The sequence below is a fragment of the Pseudomonas frederiksbergensis genome (assembly GCF_035751725.1).
Lineage (GTDB): Bacteria > Pseudomonadota > Gammaproteobacteria > Pseudomonadales > Pseudomonadaceae > Aquipseudomonas > Aquipseudomonas frederiksbergensis_A.
In genome coordinates this window covers 5980568-6001468 of the sequence record NZ_CP142104.1, presented here as the reverse complement: position 1 = coordinate 6001468, position 20901 = coordinate 5980568, and the positions used below count along the sequence as shown (strand labels likewise).

General features: G+C 58.3%; 21 protein-coding genes. All 21 read left to right on the top strand.

Going from position 1 to position 20901, the window contains the following annotated elements; all coding sequences use genetic code 11:
* Positions 1 to 567 precede the first annotated feature (567 nt).
* The 21 genes from rpmH (at position 568) to glmS (ending at position 20862) form a co-directional block, all read left to right on the top strand.
* Positions 568 to 702 carry a 50S ribosomal protein L34 gene (gene rpmH / locus VQ575_RS27090; protein ID WP_003213577.1) on the top strand — a complete coding sequence of 45 codons (135 nt, stop codon included), beginning with the start codon at positions 568 to 570 and terminating at the stop codon, positions 700 to 702.
* A gap of 16 nt (positions 703 to 718) precedes the next feature.
* Positions 719 to 1120 carry a ribonuclease P protein component gene (gene rnpA / locus VQ575_RS27085; protein ID WP_039593248.1) on the top strand — a complete coding sequence of 134 codons (402 nt, stop codon included), beginning with the start codon at positions 719 to 721 and terminating at the stop codon, positions 1118 to 1120.
* On the top strand, positions 1113 to 1358 hold the full coding sequence (gene yidD, locus VQ575_RS27080; protein WP_010465488.1) for a membrane protein insertion efficiency factor YidD: 246 nt from the start codon (positions 1113 to 1115) through the stop codon (positions 1356 to 1358). The genes rnpA and yidD overlap by 8 nt, the downstream gene beginning before the upstream one ends.
* A gap of 2 nt (positions 1359 to 1360) precedes the next feature.
* Positions 1361 to 3043, top strand: coding sequence for a membrane protein insertase YidC (gene yidC / locus VQ575_RS27075; RefSeq protein WP_325918774.1), 1683 nt, complete (start codon positions 1361 to 1363; stop codon positions 3041 to 3043).
* Between the two features lie 79 nt (positions 3044 to 3122).
* Positions 3123 to 4493, top strand: coding sequence for a tRNA uridine-5-carboxymethylaminomethyl(34) synthesis GTPase MnmE (gene mnmE, locus VQ575_RS27070; RefSeq protein ID WP_325918773.1), 1371 nt, complete (start codon positions 3123 to 3125; stop codon positions 4491 to 4493).
* Between the two features lie 564 nt (positions 4494 to 5057).
* Positions 5058 to 6956, top strand: a complete 1899-nt coding sequence (mnmG, locus tag VQ575_RS27065; RefSeq protein WP_325918772.1) for a tRNA uridine-5-carboxymethylaminomethyl(34) synthesis enzyme MnmG — start codon at positions 5058 to 5060, stop codon at positions 6954 to 6956.
* Positions 6957 to 6961: 5 nt separating this feature from the next.
* Positions 6962 to 7597, top strand: coding sequence for a 16S rRNA (guanine(527)-N(7))-methyltransferase RsmG (gene rsmG / locus VQ575_RS27060; RefSeq protein ID WP_325919912.1), 636 nt, complete (start codon positions 6962 to 6964; stop codon positions 7595 to 7597).
* 18 nt (positions 7598 to 7615) lie between these two features.
* Positions 7616 to 8413, top strand: coding sequence for a ParA family protein (locus VQ575_RS27055; protein ID WP_039593177.1), 798 nt, complete (start codon positions 7616 to 7618; stop codon positions 8411 to 8413).
* Positions 8414 to 8422: 9 nt separating this feature from the next.
* The gene (locus VQ575_RS27050; RefSeq protein ID WP_039593178.1) at positions 8423 to 9295 is read left to right on the top strand and encodes a ParB/RepB/Spo0J family partition protein; all 873 of its coding nucleotides are present in this window, start codon (positions 8423 to 8425) and stop codon (positions 9293 to 9295) included.
* 148 nt (positions 9296 to 9443) lie between these two features.
* Positions 9444 to 9851: a F0F1 ATP synthase subunit I gene (locus tag VQ575_RS27045; protein WP_039593179.1), complete on the top strand. Its 408-nt coding sequence runs from the start codon at positions 9444 to 9446 to the stop codon at positions 9849 to 9851.
* Positions 9852 to 9867: 16 nt separating this feature from the next.
* A complete protein-coding gene (gene atpB, locus VQ575_RS27040; protein WP_039593180.1) occupies positions 9868 to 10737 on the top strand; it encodes a F0F1 ATP synthase subunit A in 870 nt (289 codons plus the stop codon).
* A gap of 132 nt (positions 10738 to 10869) precedes the next feature.
* The gene (gene atpE / locus VQ575_RS27035) at positions 10870 to 11127 is read left to right on the top strand and encodes a F0F1 ATP synthase subunit C (protein ID WP_003097235.1); all 258 of its coding nucleotides are present in this window, start codon (positions 10870 to 10872) and stop codon (positions 11125 to 11127) included.
* Positions 11128 to 11185: 58 nt separating this feature from the next.
* A complete protein-coding gene (locus tag VQ575_RS27030) occupies positions 11186 to 11656 on the top strand; it encodes a F0F1 ATP synthase subunit B (protein ID WP_030139033.1) in 471 nt (156 codons plus the stop codon).
* A 12-nt stretch (positions 11657 to 11668) separates the two neighbouring features.
* On the top strand, positions 11669 to 12205 hold the full coding sequence (locus VQ575_RS27025) for a F0F1 ATP synthase subunit delta (protein ID WP_003187192.1): 537 nt from the start codon (positions 11669 to 11671) through the stop codon (positions 12203 to 12205).
* A gap of 21 nt (positions 12206 to 12226) precedes the next feature.
* Positions 12227 to 13771: a F0F1 ATP synthase subunit alpha gene (gene atpA / locus VQ575_RS27020; RefSeq protein WP_024777788.1), complete on the top strand. Its 1545-nt coding sequence runs from the start codon at positions 12227 to 12229 to the stop codon at positions 13769 to 13771.
* A 50-nt stretch (positions 13772 to 13821) separates the two neighbouring features.
* On the top strand, positions 13822 to 14682 hold the full coding sequence (atpG, locus tag VQ575_RS27015; protein WP_030139034.1) for a F0F1 ATP synthase subunit gamma: 861 nt from the start codon (positions 13822 to 13824) through the stop codon (positions 14680 to 14682).
* 27 nt (positions 14683 to 14709) lie between these two features.
* A complete protein-coding gene (gene atpD / locus VQ575_RS27010) occupies positions 14710 to 16086 on the top strand; it encodes a F0F1 ATP synthase subunit beta (protein ID WP_039593181.1) in 1377 nt (458 codons plus the stop codon).
* 45 nt (positions 16087 to 16131) lie between these two features.
* Positions 16132 to 16557, top strand: coding sequence for a F0F1 ATP synthase subunit epsilon (locus VQ575_RS27005; RefSeq protein ID WP_039593182.1), 426 nt, complete (start codon positions 16132 to 16134; stop codon positions 16555 to 16557).
* A gap of 115 nt (positions 16558 to 16672) precedes the next feature.
* Complete coding sequence (gene glmU / locus VQ575_RS27000) at positions 16673 to 18040, top strand: bifunctional UDP-N-acetylglucosamine diphosphorylase/glucosamine-1-phosphate N-acetyltransferase GlmU (protein WP_325918770.1); 1368 nt, start codon at positions 16673 to 16675, stop codon at positions 18038 to 18040.
* A 208-nt stretch (positions 18041 to 18248) separates the two neighbouring features.
* Positions 18249 to 19028 carry a DeoR/GlpR family DNA-binding transcription regulator gene (locus VQ575_RS26995; protein ID WP_196304732.1) on the top strand — a complete coding sequence of 260 codons (780 nt, stop codon included), beginning with the start codon at positions 18249 to 18251 and terminating at the stop codon, positions 19026 to 19028.
* A 1-nt stretch (position 19029) separates the two neighbouring features.
* Complete coding sequence (gene glmS / locus VQ575_RS26990; protein WP_039593185.1) at positions 19030 to 20862, top strand: glutamine--fructose-6-phosphate transaminase (isomerizing); 1833 nt, start codon at positions 19030 to 19032, stop codon at positions 20860 to 20862.
* Positions 20863 to 20901: the final 39 nt, after the last annotated feature.

Genomic DNA, 20901 nt, shown 5'->3' with positions numbered 1-20901 from the left:
GGATATCCCCTAAGTTGAAAGCCGGTGAGGCAAAAACAAGCGGCCATTGTAGCGAGCAGGCGTGCACTTATCCACACGCAGCTTGCTCATCGGCCATGATTTATCAATGCGTTAACGCTGGGAAAGACGACCAACGGTCGGTGGATAAGCTCTGTGGATAACCCCACCTGAGGGCATTGCACAAGTGGGGGCGAAACTCGGTGGATAACCTCCCTGTGGATAACCAGGCATTCCACACACAGCTTATCCGACAGCGCAGCACAGCCTGGCCACTGCTTTCCCGCCTAGTTGTCATTCTCTGTACACAGCGGATTACAAGGCCTGAGCTTGGTTATCCACAGATAGGTGCCGCCCTTGCTTTTATAAGCTTTACAGAAAAGCTTTAAATAATTCCCTTCTTTATTTCTATATCTAGCCCGGTGTGATGAAACCGCCGAACACGGCTGGATATCTATTTAAAGGAAACACTGGTTGGAAATTGACCTAGAGGCTTGCTTTCTCTAGAATCCCCGGTCTCTTAAAACGGGGGCCATTCCGGCCCGTTGTGGACGAACCAGGTAACACGACATGAAACGTACTTTCCAACCAAGCACTATCAAACGCGCTCGTACCCACGGTTTCCGTGCTCGCATGGCTACCAAGAATGGTCGTGCCGTCCTGTCGCGTCGTCGCGCCAAAGGTCGTGCGCGTCTGGCAGTTTGATAATCCGGCACTGGAGGTGAGTCAGGACTTCAGTCGGGAAAAGCGTCTGCTTACCCCCCGGCATTTCAAGGCAGTCTTTGACTCCCCTACCGGCAAGGTTCCGGGGAAAAATCTCCTGCTCCTTGCGCGCAGCAACGATCTCGATCACCCCCGGCTCGGGCTGGTTATCGGGAAAAAGAGCGTAAAACTCTCCGTTCAGCGCAATCGCCTCAAACGTCTGATGCGCGAATCGTTTCGCCTGAACCAGGATTCACTGGTGGGGTGGGACATTGTTATCGTCGCGCGCAAAGGTTTGGGGGACGTAGAAAACCCCGAATTGATTCAGCATTTCGGCAAGCTCTGGAAGCGCCTGGCCCGTAACAAGCCAGCACCAGCAGTCAACACCGAAACTGTAGGGGTAGACAGTACCGATGCGTAAACTGGCACTCGTTCCGATCCAGTTTTATCGCTACGCCATTAGTCCTTTGATGGCCAGTCACTGTCGTTTCTACCCCAGTTGTTCCTGCTACGCGTACGAAGCCATAGAAAATCATGGCCTCCTGCGCGGTGGCTGGCTGACCTTTCGTCGTTTAGGTCGCTGTCATCCGTGGAATCCCGGCGGTTATGACCCGGTTCCGCCTATCCCTACCTCCCGTTCTTCTTCGATGGCCGAGTAATCATGGATATCAAACGCACGATCCTGATCGTCGCCCTGGCAATCGTGTCCTACGTCATGGTCCTTAAGTGGAACCAGGACTATGGCCAGGCTGCCCTGCCGACTCAGAATGTTGCAGCCAGCAATACCGCACCGAGCCTGCCGGACACCGCAGCTGGCAATAATACCGCCAGCAATGACGACGTTCCGCGCGCGGCAAGCGATACCAGCGCCCCAGCTGAAGCCCCCGTGGCTGCAAGCAAGGATCTGATCCAAGTCAAGACAGATGTGCTCGACCTGGCGATCGATCCACAAGGTGGCGATGTCGCCCAGTTGAAGCTGCCGCTGTACCCACGTCGCCAGGACCATCCGGAAATCCCGTTCCAGTTGTTCGACAACGGCAACGAGCGCACTTATCTGGCCCAAAGTGGCTTGATTGGCGCAAACGGTCCGGACGCCAACCCGGCCGGTCGTCCGGTTTATTCCGCCGAGAAGAAGGTTTATCAACTGGCTGACGGTCAGGACCAACTGGTCGTGGACCTGAAGTTCAGCAAGGACGGCGTTAACTACATCAAGCGTTTCACGGTGAAACGTGGGATGTACGACGTAACCGTCTCTTACCTGATCGACAACCAGAGCGCCCAGCCTTGGTCCGGCGCGATGTTCGCGCAACTCAAGCGTGACGCCAGCGACGATCCTTCTTCCAGCACCGCCACCGGTACCGCGACTTACCTGGGCGCCGCCCTGTGGACAAGTTCCGAGCCGTACAAAAAGGTGTCCATGAAAGACATGGACAAGGCCCAGCTGAAAGAAACCGTGCAAGGTGGCTGGGTTGCCTGGTTGCAACATTACTTTGTAACCGCGTGGATCCCGCAAAAAGGCGAAAGCAACGTCGTCCAGACCCGCAAGGACAGCAAAGGCAACTACATCGTCGGTTACACCGGCCCCGCGTTGACGGCAGCGCCTGGTGCGAAAGTCGAAACCAGCGCCATTCTGTATGCCGGTCCAAAGAGCCAGGCTGTACTGAAAGAGTTGTCCCCAGGCCTGGAACTGACTGTCGACTACGGCTTCCTGTGGTTCATTGCCCAGCCCATCTTCTGGCTGCTGCAACATATCCACAGCCTTGTCGGCAACTGGGGTTGGTCGATTATCTTCCTGACGATGCTGATCAAGGGGATCTTCTTCCCATTGTCGGCCGCCAGCTACAAGTCGATGGCGCGCATGCGCGCAGTGGCGCCGAAACTGGCTGCCTTGAAAGAACAGCATGGCGATGACCGGCAGAAAATGTCCCAGGCCATGATGGAGCTGTACAAGAAAGAGAAGATCAACCCGCTGGGTGGTTGCTTGCCGATTCTCGTACAGATGCCGGTTTTCCTCGCCCTCTACTGGGTTCTGCTGGAAAGCGTGGAAATGCGTCAGGCACCGTTCATGCTGTGGATTACCGACCTGTCGATCAAGGATCCGTTCTTCATCCTGCCGATCATCATGGGCGCCACCATGTTCATCCAGCAGCAGTTGAACCCGACACCTCCGGACCCGATGCAGGCGAAGGTGATGAAAATGATGCCAATCATCTTCACCTTCTTCTTCCTGTGGTTCCCGGCCGGTCTTGTGCTGTACTGGGTTGTGAACAACGTGTTGTCCATTACGCAGCAGTGGTACATCACGCGTAAGATCGAAGCGGCAACGAAAAAAGCCGAGGCGTAACTTGCTCTGTGGATAACCACACAAAACGCCCCCTAGTGGGGCGTCTTGCTATCTGTCACTTTTGTCTGGATACCGCTTTATGAGCGCACCGCGTGAAACCATTGCCGCCGTCGCCACCGCCCAAGGTCGCGGCGGTGTAGGCATTGTCCGCATTTCCGGGCCGTTGGCCAGTGTCGCGGCCAAGGCTATCAGCGGCCGTGAACTCAAACCGCGGTTCGCTCACTACGGGCCGTTCCTTGATGGGCAGCAGCAAGTGTTGGATGAAGGACTGGCCTTGTATTTCCCGGGGCCTAACTCATTCACCGGCGAAGATGTACTGGAACTGCAGGGCCACGGCGGCCCAGTTGTCCTGGACATGCTGCTCAAGCGTTGCCTCGAGCTGGGCTGTCGCCTGGCGCGACCGGGGGAATTCAGTGAACGGGCCTTTCTCAACGACAAACTCGACCTGGCCCAGGCCGAGGCGATTGCCGATTTGATTGAAGCGAGCTCCGCGCAAGCGGCCCGCAACGCATTGCGATCCTTGCAGGGGGCGTTTTCCCAACGGGTGCATAACCTCACCGAGCAATTGATCGGCCTGCGGATCTATGTCGAGGCCGCGATCGATTTCCCGGAAGAAGAAATCGACTTCCTCGCCGATGGCCATGTGCTGAGCATGCTCGACAAGGTGCGCGATGAGTTATCCACAGTGCTTCGTGAAGCGGGCCAAGGCGCGTTGTTGCGTGACGGGATGACCGTGGTGATCGCTGGACGACCGAACGCCGGCAAATCCAGCCTACTGAATGCCATGGCCGGGCGCGAGGCTGCGATCGTCACCGAGATCGCCGGCACCACCCGGGATATCTTGCGTGAACATATCCACATCGATGGCATGCCCCTGCACGTGGTGGACACTGCAGGCTTGCGCGATACCGACGACCAAGTGGAAAAAATCGGCGTTGAACGCGCCCTCAAGGCCATTGGTGAAGCTGACCGGGTGTTGCTGGTGGTAGATGCCACCGCGCCTGAAGCGGATGATCCCTTTGCACTGTGGCCGGAATTCCTTGAAGTTCGCCCGGACCCATCGAAAGTCACGCTGATTCGTAACAAGGCCGACCTGACGGGGGAAGCAATTGTCCTCGAGGTCAGCACTGACGGCCACGTGACTATCAGCCTGAGCGCGAAGTCGGCGGGTGAAGGCCTGGAATTGCTGCGCGAGCACCTCAAGGCGTGCATGGGTTATGAGCAGACTTCGGAAAGCAGCTTCAGCGCACGTCGGCGACATCTTGAAGCGTTGCGCCATGCCAGCGCGGCGCTGGAACACGGTCGCGCGCAGCTGACCTTGGCGGGGGCGGGTGAGTTGTTGGCCGAAGACCTTCGGCAGGCCCAGCATTCCCTTGGGGAAATTACCGGCGCCTTCAGCTCCGACGACCTGTTGGGGCGGATCTTTTCCAGCTTCTGCATCGGTAAATAACCCCCCTTTCAAACCGGGTTTGTCCTCGAAGCCTCTCGAGTCCAGCGCAAACCCGGTTCCTCCCCTCTGTTTTTGAAACGATTGCCCTTGATGGCGGCTTACCTGTGGACGCTGCTGCGGTCCATTGCGGCGGTTTTCTGTGGATTAAGCCCTGTGAATAACTGCCATTGAGGTCGGTTGATAAACCCACTCCAAAACTGAAGATAACCGCCTCTGTGGATAACAGGCCCATTCATCCACAGGCTTACACCGGTTATCCAAGCCCCTCATGGCCAGCTGACCACAGGGTTTTGAATCTCTGTACACAACGTAAAATAAGGCCTACAGACGTTTATCCACAGAAAGGTGGTTCAGTAAGAATAAACATAAAAACAAAGATTTTATAAATTTCTTTCTTTTTTATTCTTTTAACCGCAAGTTCTCCACAGCTGGTTAAATTTTGTGCAAAGGGTTCTTTAGAAAGGGCGAAGTCCCTATACTTGCCGACCTGGCTCGAAAAACGCCCAGGGCCAGACTCAAAACCTATTTCCGAATTACCTGAATAAAGCAGGCACGAGGTGCGTGGTGGATTTCCCTTCCCGTTTTGAAGTGATCGTCATCGGCGGCGGTCATGCCGGTACCGAGGCAGCACTTGCATCAGCACGCATGGGGGCCAAGACCCTGTTGCTGACGCATAACGTGGAAACCCTCGGAGCCATGAGCTGCAACCCTGCCATTGGTGGCATCGGCAAAAGCCACCTGGTCAAGGAAATCGATGCCCTTGGCGGCGCGATGGCCATTGCCACTGATAAGGGTGGCATCCAGTTTCGTGTATTGAACAGCCGCAAAGGCCCAGCCGTGCGCGCAACCCGCGCCCAGGCCGACCGAGTCCTGTACAAGGCCGCTGTCCGCGAAATCCTGGAAAACCAGCCGAACCTGTGGATATTTCAACAAGCAGCCGATGACCTGATCGTTGAACAGGACCGGGTACGCGGTGTCGTCACACAAATGGGCCTGCGTTTCTTCGCCGATTCCGTGGTGTTGACCACCGGGACCTTCCTCGGCGGACTTATCCACATCGGTTTGCAGAATTTTTCCGGCGGTCGCGCCGGGGATCCGCCGTCGATTGCTCTGGCTCACCGTCTGCGTGAGTTGCCATTGCGTGTCGGGCGCCTGAAAACCGGTACGCCACCTCGCATCGACGGCAAATCCGTGGATTTCTCGGTGATGACCGAGCAACCTGGCGATACTCCGATCCCGGTGATGTCATTCATGGGTAACAAGGAACAGCATCCACGCCAGGTCAGTTGCTGGATCACCCACACCAACGCCCGCACCCACGAAATCATCGCGGCGAACCTCGATCGTTCGCCGATGTATTCCGCTGCCGGTGAAATCGAAGGTGTAGGCCCGCGCTATTGCCCGTCGATCGAAGACAAGATCCATCGCTTTGCCGACAAGGAAAGCCATCAGGTGTTCATCGAACCGGAAGGTTTGACCACCCATGAGCTGTATCCGAACGGGATATCCACAAGCCTGCCGTTCGACGTGCAGTTGCAGATCGTGCAATCGATCCGTGGCATGGAGAACGCGCACATCGTGCGTCCAGGTTATGCGATCGAGTACGACTACTTCGATCCGCGCGATCTGAAGTACAGCCTGGAAACCAAAGTCATCGGCGGTCTGTTCTTCGCCGGGCAAATCAACGGCACCACCGGTTACGAAGAAGCGGGTGCCCAGGGTTTGCTCGCCGGTGCCAACGCCGCACTGCTCGCCAAGGGCAAAGAAGCGTGGTGCCCGCGTCGCGATGAGGCGTACATCGGTGTGCTGGTGGATGACCTGATTACCCTGGGCACTCAGGAACCGTATCGGATGTTCACCTCCCGCGCCGAATATCGCCTGATCCTGCGTGAAGACAACGCCGACCTGCGCTTGACCGAGAAAGGTCGCGAACTGGGGTTGGTGGACGACGCGCGCTGGGCCGCGTTCTGCAAGAAACGCGAGAGCATCGAGCTGGAAGAGCAGCGCCTGAAAAACACCTGGGTTCGTCCCGGTACTGAGCAAGGTGATGCCATCGCGGCGAAATTCGGTACGCCACTGACCCACGAATACAACCTGCTCAACCTCTTGAGCCGTCCGGAAATCGATTATGCCGGGCTGGTGGAAGTGACCGGCCAGGGCGCTGAAGATCCGCAGGTGGCCGAGCAGGTTGAGATCAAGACCAAGTACGCCGGTTACATCGACCGCCAGCAGGATGAAATCGCTCGCCTGCGCGCCAGCGAAAACACCAAGCTGCCTGTGGATATCGATTACACCGGCATTTCCGGATTGTCGAAAGAAATCCAGAGCAAGCTCGGTGCGACCCGTCCCGAGACCCTGGGCCAGGCTTCGCGCATTCCCGGCGTGACGCCGGCGGCGATTTCCCTGTTGATGATTCATTTGAAAAAACGCGGCGCGGGCCGCCAGTTGGAGCAAAGCGCTTGAGTTCGATGGTCACCTCGCAACACGCTGCAGAGTTATCCACAGGTGCCCGTGAGCTCGGCGTCAGCCTGACCGAAGCCCAGCACACGCAACTGCTGGGTTACCTGGCGCTGTTGATCAAATGGAACAAGGCCTACAACCTGACCGCCGTGCGCGATCCGGATGAAATGGTCTCGCGGCATTTGCTCGACAGTCTCAGCGTCATGTCCTTCATCGAAAACGGTCGTTGGCTGGATGTCGGCAGCGGCGGTGGCATGCCGGGCATTCCGCTGGCGATCCTGTTTCCCGACTCGCAAGTGACCTGTTTGGACAGCAACGGCAAGAAAACCCGCTTCCTGACCCAGGTCAAACTTGAGCTCAAGCTGGATAACCTGCAAGTTATCCACAGCCGCGTCGAAGCGTTCCAGCCTGCCGAGCCGTTCAACGGGATCATCTCCCGGGCGTTCAGCAGCATGGAGAACTTCAGCAACTGGACTCGCCACCTGGGCGATGCCGATACGCGCTGGCTGGCAATGAAGGGCGTTCATCCGGCCGATGAGCTGGTAGCATTGCCGGCAGACTTCCACCTCGATAGCGAACACGCCTTGGCCGTCCCCGGTTGCCAAGGCCAACGCCATCTGCTGATACTGCGCCGCACGGCATGATTGGGAACACAAGCAAGAATGGCTAAGGTATTCGCGATAGCGAACCAGAAAGGTGGTGTGGGCAAGACCACCACCTGCATCAACCTCGCAGCATCCCTGGTCGCGACCAAGCGCCGGGTGCTGTTGATCGATCTCGATCCACAGGGCAACGCCACCATGGGTAGCGGTGTGGATAAACATGGCCTGGAAAACTCCATCTACGATGTCCTGATCGGCGAATGCGATCTGGGCCAGGCCATGCACTTCTCCGAACACGGCGGTTATCAACTGCTGCCGGCCAACCGTGACCTGACGGCGGCCGAAGTGGTGCTGCTGGAAATGCAGATGAAGGAAAGCCGTCTGCGCAGCGCCTTGGCGCCGATCCGGGAAAACTACGACTACATCCTGATCGATTGCCCGCCATCGCTGTCGATGCTGACCCTCAACGCCCTGGTGGCGGCCGATGGGGTGATTATCCCCATGCAGTGCGAGTACTTCGCCCTGGAAGGGTTGAGCGACCTTGTGGATAACATCAAGCGAATCGCCGAATTGCTGAACCCTGAGCTGAAGGTCGAGGGCCTGTTGCGGACCATGTACGATCCGCGCCTGAGCCTGATGAACGACGTTTCCGCCCAGCTCAAGGAGCATTTCGGCGAGCAGCTCTACGACACGGTCATCCCACGCAACATCCGCCTGGCCGAAGCGCCGAGCTACGGCATGCCGGCCCTGGCCTACGACAAACAATCCCGTGGTGCGCTGGCCTACCTGGCCCTGGCGGGCGAGATGGTTCGCCGTCAGCGCCGCCAACCACGCATCGCTGCAGCCCAGCCAACTTAAGGAAACCCCATGGCCGTCAAGAAACGAGGTCTCGGACGTGGACTGGATGCGCTGCTCAGCGGTCCGACTGTCAGTTCGCTGGAAGAGCAGGCCGTGCAGGCCGATCAGCGCGAACTGCAACATTTGCCCCTTGACCTGATCCAGCGCGGCAAATACCAGCCGCGCCGGGACATGGACCCGCAGGCCTTGGAAGAGCTGGCACAGTCGATCAAGACCCAGGGCGTGATGCAACCGATCGTTGTGCGGCCGATCGCCGACGGACGTTTCGAAATCATCGCTGGCGAACGCCGCTGGCGCGCCAGTCAGCAGGCCGGGCAGGAAACCATTCCTGCGATGGTCCGTGATGTGCCGGACGAAACCGCCATTGCCATGGCGCTGATCGAGAATATCCAGCGCGAAGACCTCAACCCGATCGAAGAAGCCGTGGCCCTGCAACGTCTGCAGCAAGAATTCCAGCTGACCCAACAGCAAGTCGCCGAAGCGGTGGGCAAGTCCCGGGTGACGGTGGCCAACCTGCTGCGATTGATTGCCTTGCCCGAAGTCATCAAGACCATGCTGTCCCATGGCGACCTGGAAATGGGTCATGCCCGTGCATTGCTCGGTTTGCCGGAAAATCAACAGGTTGAAGGGGCGCGACATGTTGTCGCACGCGGGCTGACCGTGCGCCAAACCGAGGCACTGGTCCGTCAGTGGTTGAGTGGTAAACCTGCGCCTGTCGAAGCGGCAAAACCCGATCCGGATATCGCTCGCCTGGAGCAGCGCCTGGCCGAGCGCCTAGGCTCTGCGGTGCAGATTCGCCACGGAAAGAAGGGCAAAGGGCAACTGGTGATCGGCTATAACTCCCTTGATGAGCTGCAAGGTGTTCTTGCGCACATTCGCTGAAACAATTGCTCTTGTAGCGCGCAGTCGGAAATCACTACCTGAAGGTTGAATAGGGGCAGAACCGCCCCTATACTCTGCGCGCATTTTGTCGGCACAAATTATGCCAAGTTACTGAATTCAGGCAGCCGACCATTGGAGAGCAAAAGCGATGGAAACACGCACGCCAAACCGCTTGCCGTTCCATCGTCTGGCCGTTTTCCCGGTGTTGATGGCCCAGTTCGTCGTTGTACTGATCGCCGCGTTGGCGCTTTGGCAATGGAAGGGAGTCGTCGCCGGATACTCGGGTCTTTGCGGAGGCCTGATAGCCTTGCTTCCCAATATTTACTTCGCTCACAGGGCATTTCGGTTTTCCGGCGCCCGAGCAGCCCAAGCCATCGTCCGGTCTTTTTATGCCGGTGAGGCGGGGAAATTGATTTTGACGGCAGTGCTGTTTGCGCTGACGTTCGCAGGTGTGAAGCCACTGGCGCCGCTGGCGGTATTCGGCGTGTTCCTGCTGACCCAGATGGTCAGCTGGTTCGCTCCCCTGCTAATGAGAACAAGACTTTCGAGACCTTAGGGCGTTTGAGGCAACCATGGCAGAGACAACCGCTTCGGGCTATATCCAGCACCACTTGCAGAACCTGACCTTCGGGCAGCTACCCAATGGCGGCTGGGGCTTTGCTCACACCGCAGCAGAAGCCAAGGAAATGGGCTTCTGGGCTTTCCACGTCGATACCCTCGGCTGGTCGGTCGCGTTGGGTCTGATCTTCGTCCTTCTTTTCCGCATGGCGGCCAAGAAAGCGACTTCCGGTCAGCCTGGTGCACTGCAGAACTTCGTTGAAGTATTGGTCGAATTCGTCGATGGCAGCGTGAAAGACAGCTTCCATGGCCGTAGCCCGGTGATTGCACCGCTGGCACTGACCATCTTCGTCTGGGTGTTCCTGATGAACGCCATCGACCTGGTACCGGTCGACTGGATTCCTCAACTGGCCATCCTGATCTCCGGCGATGCTCACATCCCGTTCCGCGCCGTGTCGACCACTGACCCGAACGCGACCTTGGGCATGGCGTTCTCGGTGTTCGCACTGATCATTTTCTACAGCATCAAGGTCAAGGGCATCGGCGGCTTCATCGGCGAACTGACCCTGCACCCGTTCGGCAGCAAGAACATCCTCGTTCAAGCGTTGCTGATCCCGGTGAACTTCCTCCTGGAGTTCGTGACCCTGATCGCCAAGCCAATCTCCCTGGCCCTGCGTCTGTTCGGCAACATGTATGCCGGCGAGCTGGTGTTCATCCTGATCGCTGTGATGTTCGGCAGCGGCCTGCTCTGGCTCAGCGGCCTGGGCGTGGTGCTGCAATGGGCGTGGGCTGTGTTCCACATCCTGATCATCACCCTGCAGGCGTTCATCTTCATGATGCTGACCATCGTCTACCTGTCGATGGCGCACGAAGAAAACCATTAAGGCCAGTCTCGACTAGTCTGATGTCCTTCCCGGTCAAACGGGAAGGGGCCCGAACGGGCTCGATGAAACGATTTGTTTTACCGCTTTAATCTAAAAAACCTAAACCATACGACGTAAAAGTCGGGAGGAAAGATGGAAACTGTAGTTGGTCTAACCGCTATCGCTGTTGCACTGTTGATCGGCCTGGGCGCACTGGGTACCGCAATTGGTTTCGGCCTGTTGGGCGGCAAGTTCCTGGAAGGCGCCGCGCGTCAGCCAGAAATGGTTCCAATGCTGCAAGTCAAAATGTTCATCGTTGCCGGTCTGCTCGACGCCGTAACCATGATCGGTGTTGGTATCGCTCTGTTCTTCACCTTTGCGAACCCGTTCGTTGGTCAGATCGCTGGCTGATTACTCGGATTTTCCGGGTAATTTGGTGTGATGGACAACGTAACTGCGAGGTGTTGGCGTGAACATTAATGCGACCCTGATTGGCCAGTCCGTTGCGTTCCTGATTTTTGTACTGTTCTGCATGAAGTTCGTATGGCCTCCGGTCATTGCGGCATTGCACGAACGTCAAAAGAAGATCGCTGATGGTCTGGACGCTGCCAGCCGAGCAGCTCGCGACCTGGAGTTGGCCCATGAGAAAGTGGGTCAGCAACTGCGCGAAGCGAAAGCTCAGGCAGCTGAAATCATCGAGCAAGCCAAGAAGCGCGGTACGCAGATTGTCGACGAAGCCCGTGAACAGGCTCGCGTCGAAGCTGACCGTGTGAAGGCTCAGGCTCAAGCCGAGATCGAACAGGAACTCAACAGCGTCAAAGACGCGCTGCGCGCCCAAGTGGGTAGCCTGGCCGTTGGCGGTGCTTCGAAGATCCTGGGTGCCACAATCGATCAAAACGCGCACGCAGAGCTGGTAAACCAACTGGCTGCTGAAATCTAAGCGAGGGCGATCATGGCAGAACTGACCACGTTGGCCCGACCTTACGCTAAGGCGGCCTTCGAGCACGCTCAGGCCCACCAGCAACTGGCCAATTGGTCAGCCATGCTCGGCCTGGCAGCAGCGGTGTCGCAAGACGACACCATGCAGCGCGTGCTCAAGGCCCCGCGACTGACGAGCGCAGAAAAGGCCGCCACGTTCATTGACGTGTGCGGCGACAAGTTCGATGCCAAGGCACAGAATTTCATTCACGTCGTTGCCGAAAACGACCGTCTCCCGCTTCTGCCGGAGATCGCCGCTCTTTTCGACCTGTACAAGGCCGAACAAGAGAAGTCGGTAGACGTGGAAGTGACCAGTGCTTTTGCATTGAACCAAGAACAGCAAGACAAACTCGCCAAGGTTCTCAGTGCACGACTCAACCGGGAAGTGCGCCTGCAAGTCGAGGAAGACAAGTCCCTGATAGGGGGCGTTGTAATCCGCGCCGGCGACCTGGTTATCGATGGCTCGATTCGCGGCAAAATCGCGAAACTTGCCGAAGCATTGAAATCTTGAGTTTGAAGGGGCAGCAGAGCAATGCAGCAACTCAATCCTTCCGAAATAAGTGAAATTATCAAGGGCCGCATCGAAAAGCTCGATGTGACCTCCCAAGCCCGTAACGAAGGCACTGTCGTCAGCGTATCTGACGGCATCGTGCGGATTCACGGTCTGGCCGACGTCATGTACGGCGAGATGATCGAGTTTCCGGGCGGCGTCTACGGTATGGCCCTCAACCTGGAGCAAGACTCTGTAGGTGCCGTGGTATTGGGCGCTTACACGACTCTGGCTGAAGGCATGAGCGCCAAGTGCACCGGCCGCATCCTCGAGGTTCCAGTCGGTAAGGAACTGCTGGGTCGCGTAGTCGACGCACTGGGTAACCCAGTTGACGGCAAAGGTCCGCTGAACAACACCGAGACCGACGCGGTCGAGAAAGTTGCTCCTGGCGTGATCTGGCGTAAGTCGGTAGACCAGCCTGTACAGACTGGCTACAAGGCTGTCGATGCCATGATCCCAGTCGGCCGTGGCCAGCGTGAGCTGATCATCGGTGACCGTCAGATCGGTAAGACCGCTCTGGCGATCGACGCGATCATCAACCAGAAGAACAGCGGTATCTTCTGCGTCTACGTGGCAATCGGTCAGAAGCAATCGACCATCGCCAACGTGGTTCGCAAGCTGGAAGAAAACGGTGCACTGGCCAACACCATCATCGTTGCCGCCAGCGCCTCCGAATCGGCTGCCCTGCAGTTCCTGGCACCGTACTCCGGTTGCACCATGGGCGAATACTTCCGCGACCGCGGTGAAGACGCGCTGATCGTTTATGACGATCTGTCCAAGCAAGCAGTGGCCTACCGCCAGATTTCCCTGCTGCTGCGCCGTCCACCAGGCCGTGAAGCCTACCCAGGCGACGTGTTCTATCTCCACTCCCGTCTGCTGGAGCGCGCATCCCGCGTTTCGGAAGAGTACGTAGAGAAGTTCACCAACGGCGCAGTGACTGGCAAGACCGGTTCCCTGACCGCCCTGCCGATCATCGAAACCCAGGCTGGCGACGTTTCCGCGTTCGTTCCGACCAACGTGATTTCCATCACCGACGGTCAGATCTTCCTGGAATCGGCCATGTTCAACTCGGGCATCCGTCCTGCTGTGAACGCCGGTGTTTCGGTATCCCGTGTAGGTGGTGCCGCTCAGACCAAGATCATCAAGAAGCTGTCCGGTGGTATCCGTACCGCCCTGGCCCAGTACCGTGAACTGGCGGCATTCGCCCAGTTCGCTTCTGACCTGGACGAAGCGACCCGTAAGCAACTTGAGCATGGTCAGCGCGTTACCGAGCTGATGAAGCAGAAGCAATACGCACCGATGTCGATCGCTGACATGGCGCTGTCGCTGTATGCCGCTGAGCGTGGGTTCCTGACTGACATTGAAATCGCCAAGATCGGCAGCTTCGAACAAGCGCTGATCGCTTTCTTCAACCGCGATCACGCCGATTTGATGGCCAAGATCAACGTTAAAGGTGACTTCAATGACGAAATCGACGCTGGCCTCAAAGCCGGTATCGAGAAGTTCAAGGCCACCCAAACCTGGTAAGCCGCAGCGGGAGCCGCAAGGCTCCCGCTTGCTAACCTGATAGGTGTTACATGGCAGGCGCAAAAGAGATTCGCAGTAAGATTGCGAGCATCAAAAGCACGCAAAAGATTACCAGCGCCATGGAAAAAGTGGCGGTCAGCAAAATGCGCAAGGCACAAATGCGCATGGCTGCTAGCCGTCCTTATGCGGAGCGCATCCGCCAGGTGATTGGTCATCTGGCCAACGCCAACCCGGAATACCGCCACCCGTTCATGATCGACCGCGCCGTCAAGCGCGTCGGTTACGTTGTGGTGAGCAGTGACCGTGGTCTGTGCGGTGGCTTGAACACCAACCTGTTCAAGGCCCTGGTCAAGGACATGGCGGTAAACCGCGAACAAGGCGTCGAGATCGATCTGTGCGTGGTCGGTAGCAAGGGTGCGGCTTTCTTCCGCAACTTCGGCGGCAACGTCGTCGCTGCTATCAGCCACCTGGGTGAAGAACCGTCGATCAATGACCTGATCGGCAGCGTCAAGGTGATGCTGGATGCTTACCTGGAAGGCCGGATCGACCGCCTGTCCGTGGTATCCAACAAGTTCATCAACACCATGACGCAACAGCCGACCGTGGAGCAGTTGATTCCACTGGTGGCGACCCCGGAACAGGAACTCAAGCACCACTGGGACTATCTCTACGAACCGGATGCCAAGGAGCTGCTCGACGGCTTGATGGTCCGCTACGTGGAGTCGCAGGTCTACCAGGCGGTGGTCGAGAACAACGCAGCTGAACAAGCGGCGCGGATGATCGCGATGAAGAACGCTACCGACAACGCCGGTGATTTGATCAGCGATTTGCAGCTGATCTACAACAAGGCGCGTCAGGCTGCGATCACCCAAGAGATCTCGGAAATCGTCGGCGGCGCTGCCGCGGTTTAACGGTTCAAATATTCAGAGGATCCAGCTATGAGTAGCGGACGTATCGTTCAAATCATCGGCGCCGTTATCGACGTGGAATTCCCACGCGACAGCGTACCGAGCATCTACGACGCCTTGAAAGTTCAAGGCGCCGAAACCACCCTGGAAGTTCAGCAGCAGCTGGGCGACGGCGTGGTTCGTACCATTGCGATGGGCTCCACCGAAGGCTTGAAGCGCGGTCTGGACGTCAACAACACTGGCGCAGCCATCTCCGTACCGGTCGGTAAAGCGACCCTGGGCCGGATCATGGACGTACTGGGCAACCCGATCGACGAAGCTGGCCCGATCGATACCGAAGAGCGTTGGGGCATTCACCGTCCTGCGCCATCCTTCGCTGAACAGGCCGGTGGCAACGAGCTGCTGGAAACAGGCATCAAGGTTATCGACCTGGTTTGCCCGTTCGCCAAGGGCGGTAAAGTCGGTCTGTTCGGTGGTGCCGGTGTAGGCAAGACCGTAAACATGATGGAACTGATCCGTAACATCGCCATCGAGCACAGCGGTTATTCCGTGTTCGCCGGTGTGGGTGAGCGTACTCGTGAGGGTAACGACTTCTACCACGAGATGAAGGATTCCAACGTTCTGGACAAAGTGGCACTGGTCTACGGCCAGATGAACGAGCCGCCGGGAAACCGTCTGCGCGTAGCCCTGACCGGCCTGACCATGGCCGAGAAGTTCCGTGACGAAGGTAACGACGTTCTGCTGTTCGTCGACAACATCTACCGTTACACCCTGGCCGGTACCGAAGTATCCGCACTGCTGGGCCGTATGCCTTCGGCAGTAGGTTACCAGCCGACCCTGGCTGAAGAGATGGGCGTGCTGCAAGAGCGCATCACTTCGACCAAGCAAGGTTCGATCACCTCGATCCAAGCGGTATACGTACCAGCGGACGACTTGACCGACCCGTCGCCAGCGACCACCTTCGCCCACTTGGACGCCACCGTCGTTCTGTCCCGTGACATCGCTTCCCTGGGTATCTACCCAGCGGTAGACCCACTGGACTCGACTTCCCGCCAACTGGACCCGAACGTGATCGGCCAGGAGCACTACGACACCGCTCGCGGCGTCCAGTACGTGCTGCAGCGCTACAAAGAGCTGAAGGACATCATCGCGATCCTGGGTATGGACGAACTGTCGGAAACCGACAAACAGTTGGTATCCCGCGCTCGTAAGATCCAACGCTTCTTGTCGCAACCGTTCTTCGTGGCTGAAGTCTTCACCGGTGCCTCGGGTAAATACGTTTCCCTGAAAGACACCATTGCTGGCTTCAAAGGCATCCTCAACGGTGACTACGACCACCTGCCAGAACAAGCGTTCTACATGGTCGGCGGCATCGAAGAAGCGATCGAGAAAGCCAAGAAACTGTAATCCCGGCGCCCGGCAACGGGCGCTAATTTAGGTTGAGGCAATCAGATGGCTATGACAGTCCATTGCGATATCGTCAGTGCGGAAGGGGAAATCTTCTCCGGTCTGGTCGAGTTTGTGGTTGCGCACGGTGAGCTGGGTGATCTTGGTATCGCCCTGGGTCACGCACCGCTGATCACCAGCTTGAAGCCAGGTCCGATTACTCTGACCAAGCAGGGCGGGGAACGGGAGGTGTTCTACATCTCCGGTGGTTTCCTCGAGGTTCAGCCGAACATGGTCAAGGTTCTTGCCGACACCGTGCAACGTGCTGCCGACCTGGACGAAGCCTCCGCTCAGGAGGCCGTCAAGGCCGCCGAGAAGGCTCTGCATGAAAAGGGCGCGGACTTCGACTACGGTTCTGCTGCCGCACGTCTGGCCGAGGCCGCAGCCCAGCTGCGCACCGTCCAGCAGATCCGCAAGAAGTTCGGCGGCTAAGCCGTCAGCTTTCTGTGTGATTGATTAAAAAGGGTAGCCTCGGCTACCCTTTTTTCTTTTTCCGACACTCATTACCTGGTCGCAGCCGCTGACCACCCAGGATTGGTAGCCAGTCATGTCTCTCGAAATCGTTATCCTCGCGGCCGGCCAAGGCACCCGCATGCGTTCGGCGTTGCCCAAGGTGTTGCATCCGGTCGCCGGCAATTCCATGCTCGGTCATGTTATCCACAGCGCACGGCAACTTGATCCGCAGCGCATTCATGTGGTGATCGGTCACGGTGCCGATGCGGTGCGCGAACGCCTGGCGGCGGACGACCTGAATTTCGTCCTGCAAGACAAGCAACTGGGTACCGGCCACGCGGTAGCCCAGGCCGTGCCGTTCATCAAGGCCGATACGGTGCTGATTCTCTACGGCGATGTGCCGCTGATCGAAGTCGACACCTTGCAGCGCTTGCTCAAGCATGTCGCGCCACAGCAGTTGGGCTTGCTGACCGTGGAGTTGGATGATCCTACCGGCTATGGCCGCATTGTGCGCAACACCGACGGCCAGGTGATGGCGATCGTTGAGCAAAAGGACGCAAACGAGGCCCAGCGAGCAATCACCGAGGGCAACACCGGCATTCTTGCGGTGCCGGCCGAGCGTCTGGGTGACTGGATGAGTCGCCTGTCGAACAACAATGCCCAGGGCGAGTACTACCTGACCGACGTCATTGCGATGGCGGTGGCGGACGGGCTGGTCGTCGCCACCGAGCAGCCGCTGGATGCCATGGAAGTGCAGGGCGCCAACGACCGCCGGCAACTGGCCGAGTTGGAGCGCCACTATCAATTGCGCGCCGCCCGGCGCCTGATGGCCCAAGGCGTGACGCTGCGCGACCCTGCCCGTTTTGATGTACGCGGTGAAGTCAGCGTAGGTCGCGATGTGGTCATCGACATCAATGTCATTCTCGAAGGCAAGGTTGTCATCGAAGACGACGTGATCATTGGCCCGAACTGTGTGATCAAGGACAGCACCCTACGCAAAGGCGTGGTGATCAAGGCCAACAGTCATCTCGACGGCGCGGTCATGGGCGAGGGCAGCGACGCCGGCCCGTTTGCCCGCTTGCGTCCAGGCTCCGTGCTGGAAGCCCGTGCCCATGTGGGTAACTTCGTTGAACTGAAGAATGCCCACCTGGGCGAAGGCGCCAAGGCCGGGCACCTGACCTACCTGGGTGACGCTGAAGTCGGTGCGCGCACCAACATTGGCGCCGGAACCATCACCTGCAATTACGATGGTGCCAATAAGTGGAAAACGGTATTGGGCGAAGACGTCTTCATTGGCTCGAACAATTCCTTGGTGGCTCCTGTGGATATCTCTAGCGGTGCGACCACGGCAGCCGGTTCGACCCTCACCCAGAATGTGGATAACGGGCAACTGGCGGTAGGGCGTGCGCGCCAGCGTAATATCGACGGCTGGAAGCGGCCGGAGAAAATCGACAAGTCCTAAAGTTATCCACAATCCTTCTATGGGAGCGGGCTTGCTCGTGAAGGCATTGGTCCAGCCGATTGGTCGTTGCTGAACCAAAGCCTTCGCGAGCAAGCACGCTCCCACATTCGATTTGCGCAATTTTCTGAATTTTTCTCCCCGCGCCTTGACGACATCGCTTCAATAGGTTTTGATTGCTTACGTTATCTTTCGAATCGAAACTTAAGCCATCATGTCGAAACGCAACACGCCACAGCGCCGTCATAACATCCTTGCGTTGCTCCAAGAGCAGGGCGAGGTCAGTGTGGATGAACTGGCCAAGCGCTTCGAAACCTCGGAGGTTACGATTCGCAAGGATTTAGCCGCCTTGGAAACCAATGGCCTGCTGCTGCGTCGCTACGGTGGTGCGGTGCCGATGCCGCAGGAGTTGGTGGCCGATAACGGGCAAACCGTCTCCAAGTACAAACAAGCCATTGCCCGGGCCGCCGTGAAGCGGATCCGCGAGCACGCGCGCATCATTATCGACAGCGGCAGCACCACGGCGGCCATGATTCCGCAACTCGGCCAACAGCCGGGCCTGGTGGTGATGACCAATTCCCTGCACGTCGCCAACGCCTTGAGCGAACTGGAGCATGAGCCGGTGCTGTTGATGACCGGTGGCACCTGGGACCCTCACTCCGAGTCGTTCCAGGGACAAGTCGCCGAGCAGGTCCTGCGTTCCTACGATTTCGACCAGTTGTTCATCGGCGCCGATGGCATCGATCTGGTTCGAGGTACCACCACCTTCAACGAACTGCTGGGCCTGAGCCGTGTAATGGCTGAGGTCGCCCGCGAAGTGATCGTGATGGTGGAGGCCGACAAGATCGGCCGCAAGATTCCCAACCTGGAACTGCCGTGGAGCAGCGTCCATACCCTCATTACCGATGATCGCCTGCCCGTGGAGGCACGCGATCAGATCCAGGCCCGCGGCATCAATGTCATCTGCGCGTCTGTCAGCCAGGAGAAATAGCATGTGTGGAATTGTCGGCGCCGTTGCTGAACGCAACATCACGGCCATCTTGCTGGAAGGTCTCAAGCGTCTCGAATATCGCGGCTACGACAGTGCCGGTGTGGCGGTATTCACCAACGACGAGACGCTTGAGCGCATGCGGCGCCCGGGAAAGGTCAGTGAACTGGAACAAGCGCTGGATGCCGAGCCGCTGATCGGTCGCCTGGGCATCGCCCACACCCGTTGGGCCACCCACGGCGCGCCATGCGAGCGAAATGCCCATCCGCATTTTTCCGGCGACCTGGCGGTGGTGCACAACGGCATCATCGAGAACTATGAAGCCCTGCGCGAGCAACTCAAGGCACTCGGCTATGTGTTCACCTCGGACACCGACACCGAAGTCATCGCTCACTTGCTCAATCATAAGCTCAAGGACCTGGTGGACCTGAGCGTGGCGCTCAAGGCCACTGTCAAGGAACTCCATGGCGCTTATGGCCTGGCGGTGATCAGCGCGAAACAACCGGATCGCCTGGTAGCGGCCCGCAGCGGCAGCCCATTGGTGATCGGCCTGGGCCTGGGGGAGAACTTCCTGGCTTCCGATCAACTGGCGCTGCGTCAGGTCACTGACCGCTTCATGTACCTGGAAGAGGGCGATATCGCCGAAATTCGTCGTGATAGCGTGCAGATCTGGGACCTTGACGGCAAAGAAGTGGTGCGCGAGGTCGTGCAATACCGCGACGGCGCCGAAGCTGCCGAGAAGGGCGAGTTCCGCCATTACATGCTCAAGGAGATCCACGAGCAGCCGGCCGTTGTGCAGCGCACCCTCGAAGGTCGGCTGAGCCAGGATCAAGTGCTGGTCCAGGCCTTCGGCCCTCAAGCGGCCGAGCTGTTCGCCAAGGTGCGCAATGTGCAGATCGTGGCGTGCGGCACCAGTTACCACGCCGGCATGGTTGCGCGTTACTGGCTTGAAGAGCTGGCCGGTATCCCTTGCCAGGTCGAAGTCGCCAGCGAGTTCCGCTATCGCAAAGTCGTCGTGCAGCCTGATACCCTGTTCGTGACCATTTCCCAGTCCGGTGAAACCGCCGACACCCTGGCCGCGCTGCGCAATGCCAAGGAACTGGGTTTCCTCGCCAGCCTGGCGATCTGCAACGTCGGCATCAGCTCGCTGGTGCGCGAATCCGACCTGACCTTACTGACTCAGGCCGGTCGCGAAATCGGCGTGGCGTCGACCAAGGCGTTCACCACGCAATTGGTGGGCTTGCTGTTGCTAACCCTTTCGCTGGGCCAGGTGCGCGGCACGCTGGCGGAGGGCGTCGAAGCCAAGCTGGTGGAAGAACTGCGGCGTCTACCGGCTCGCCTGGGTGAAGCCTTGGCCATGGACAGCATTGTGGAAAAAATCGCCGAGCTGTTCGCTGAGAAGAACCACACCCTGTTCCTGGGCCGCGGTGCGCAATTCCCAGTGGCGATGGAAGGGGCGCTGAAGCTCAAGGAGATTTCCTACATTCACGCCGAAGCCTACCCGGCCGGCGAACTCAAGCACGGCCCGCTGGCGCTTGTGGATAACGACATGCCGGTGGTAACCGTCGCGCCGAACAATGAGCTGCTGGAAAAGCTGAAGTCCAATCTGCAGGAAGTCCGCGCCCGTGGTGGCCAACTGGTGGTCTTCGCCGATGAGAAGGCTGGCATGACCAACGGCGAAGGCACCCACGTTGTGCACATGCCGCACATTCACGACATTCTGTCGCCGATCCTCTACACGATCCCGCTGCAATTGTTGTCGTACTACGTGGCGGTACTCAAGGGGACCGATGTGGACCAGCCGCGTAACCTGGCGAAATCGGTCACGGTTGAGTAAGAACGTCACGCGGGGTGCGCCCCGGCGAGACGGTCCGGA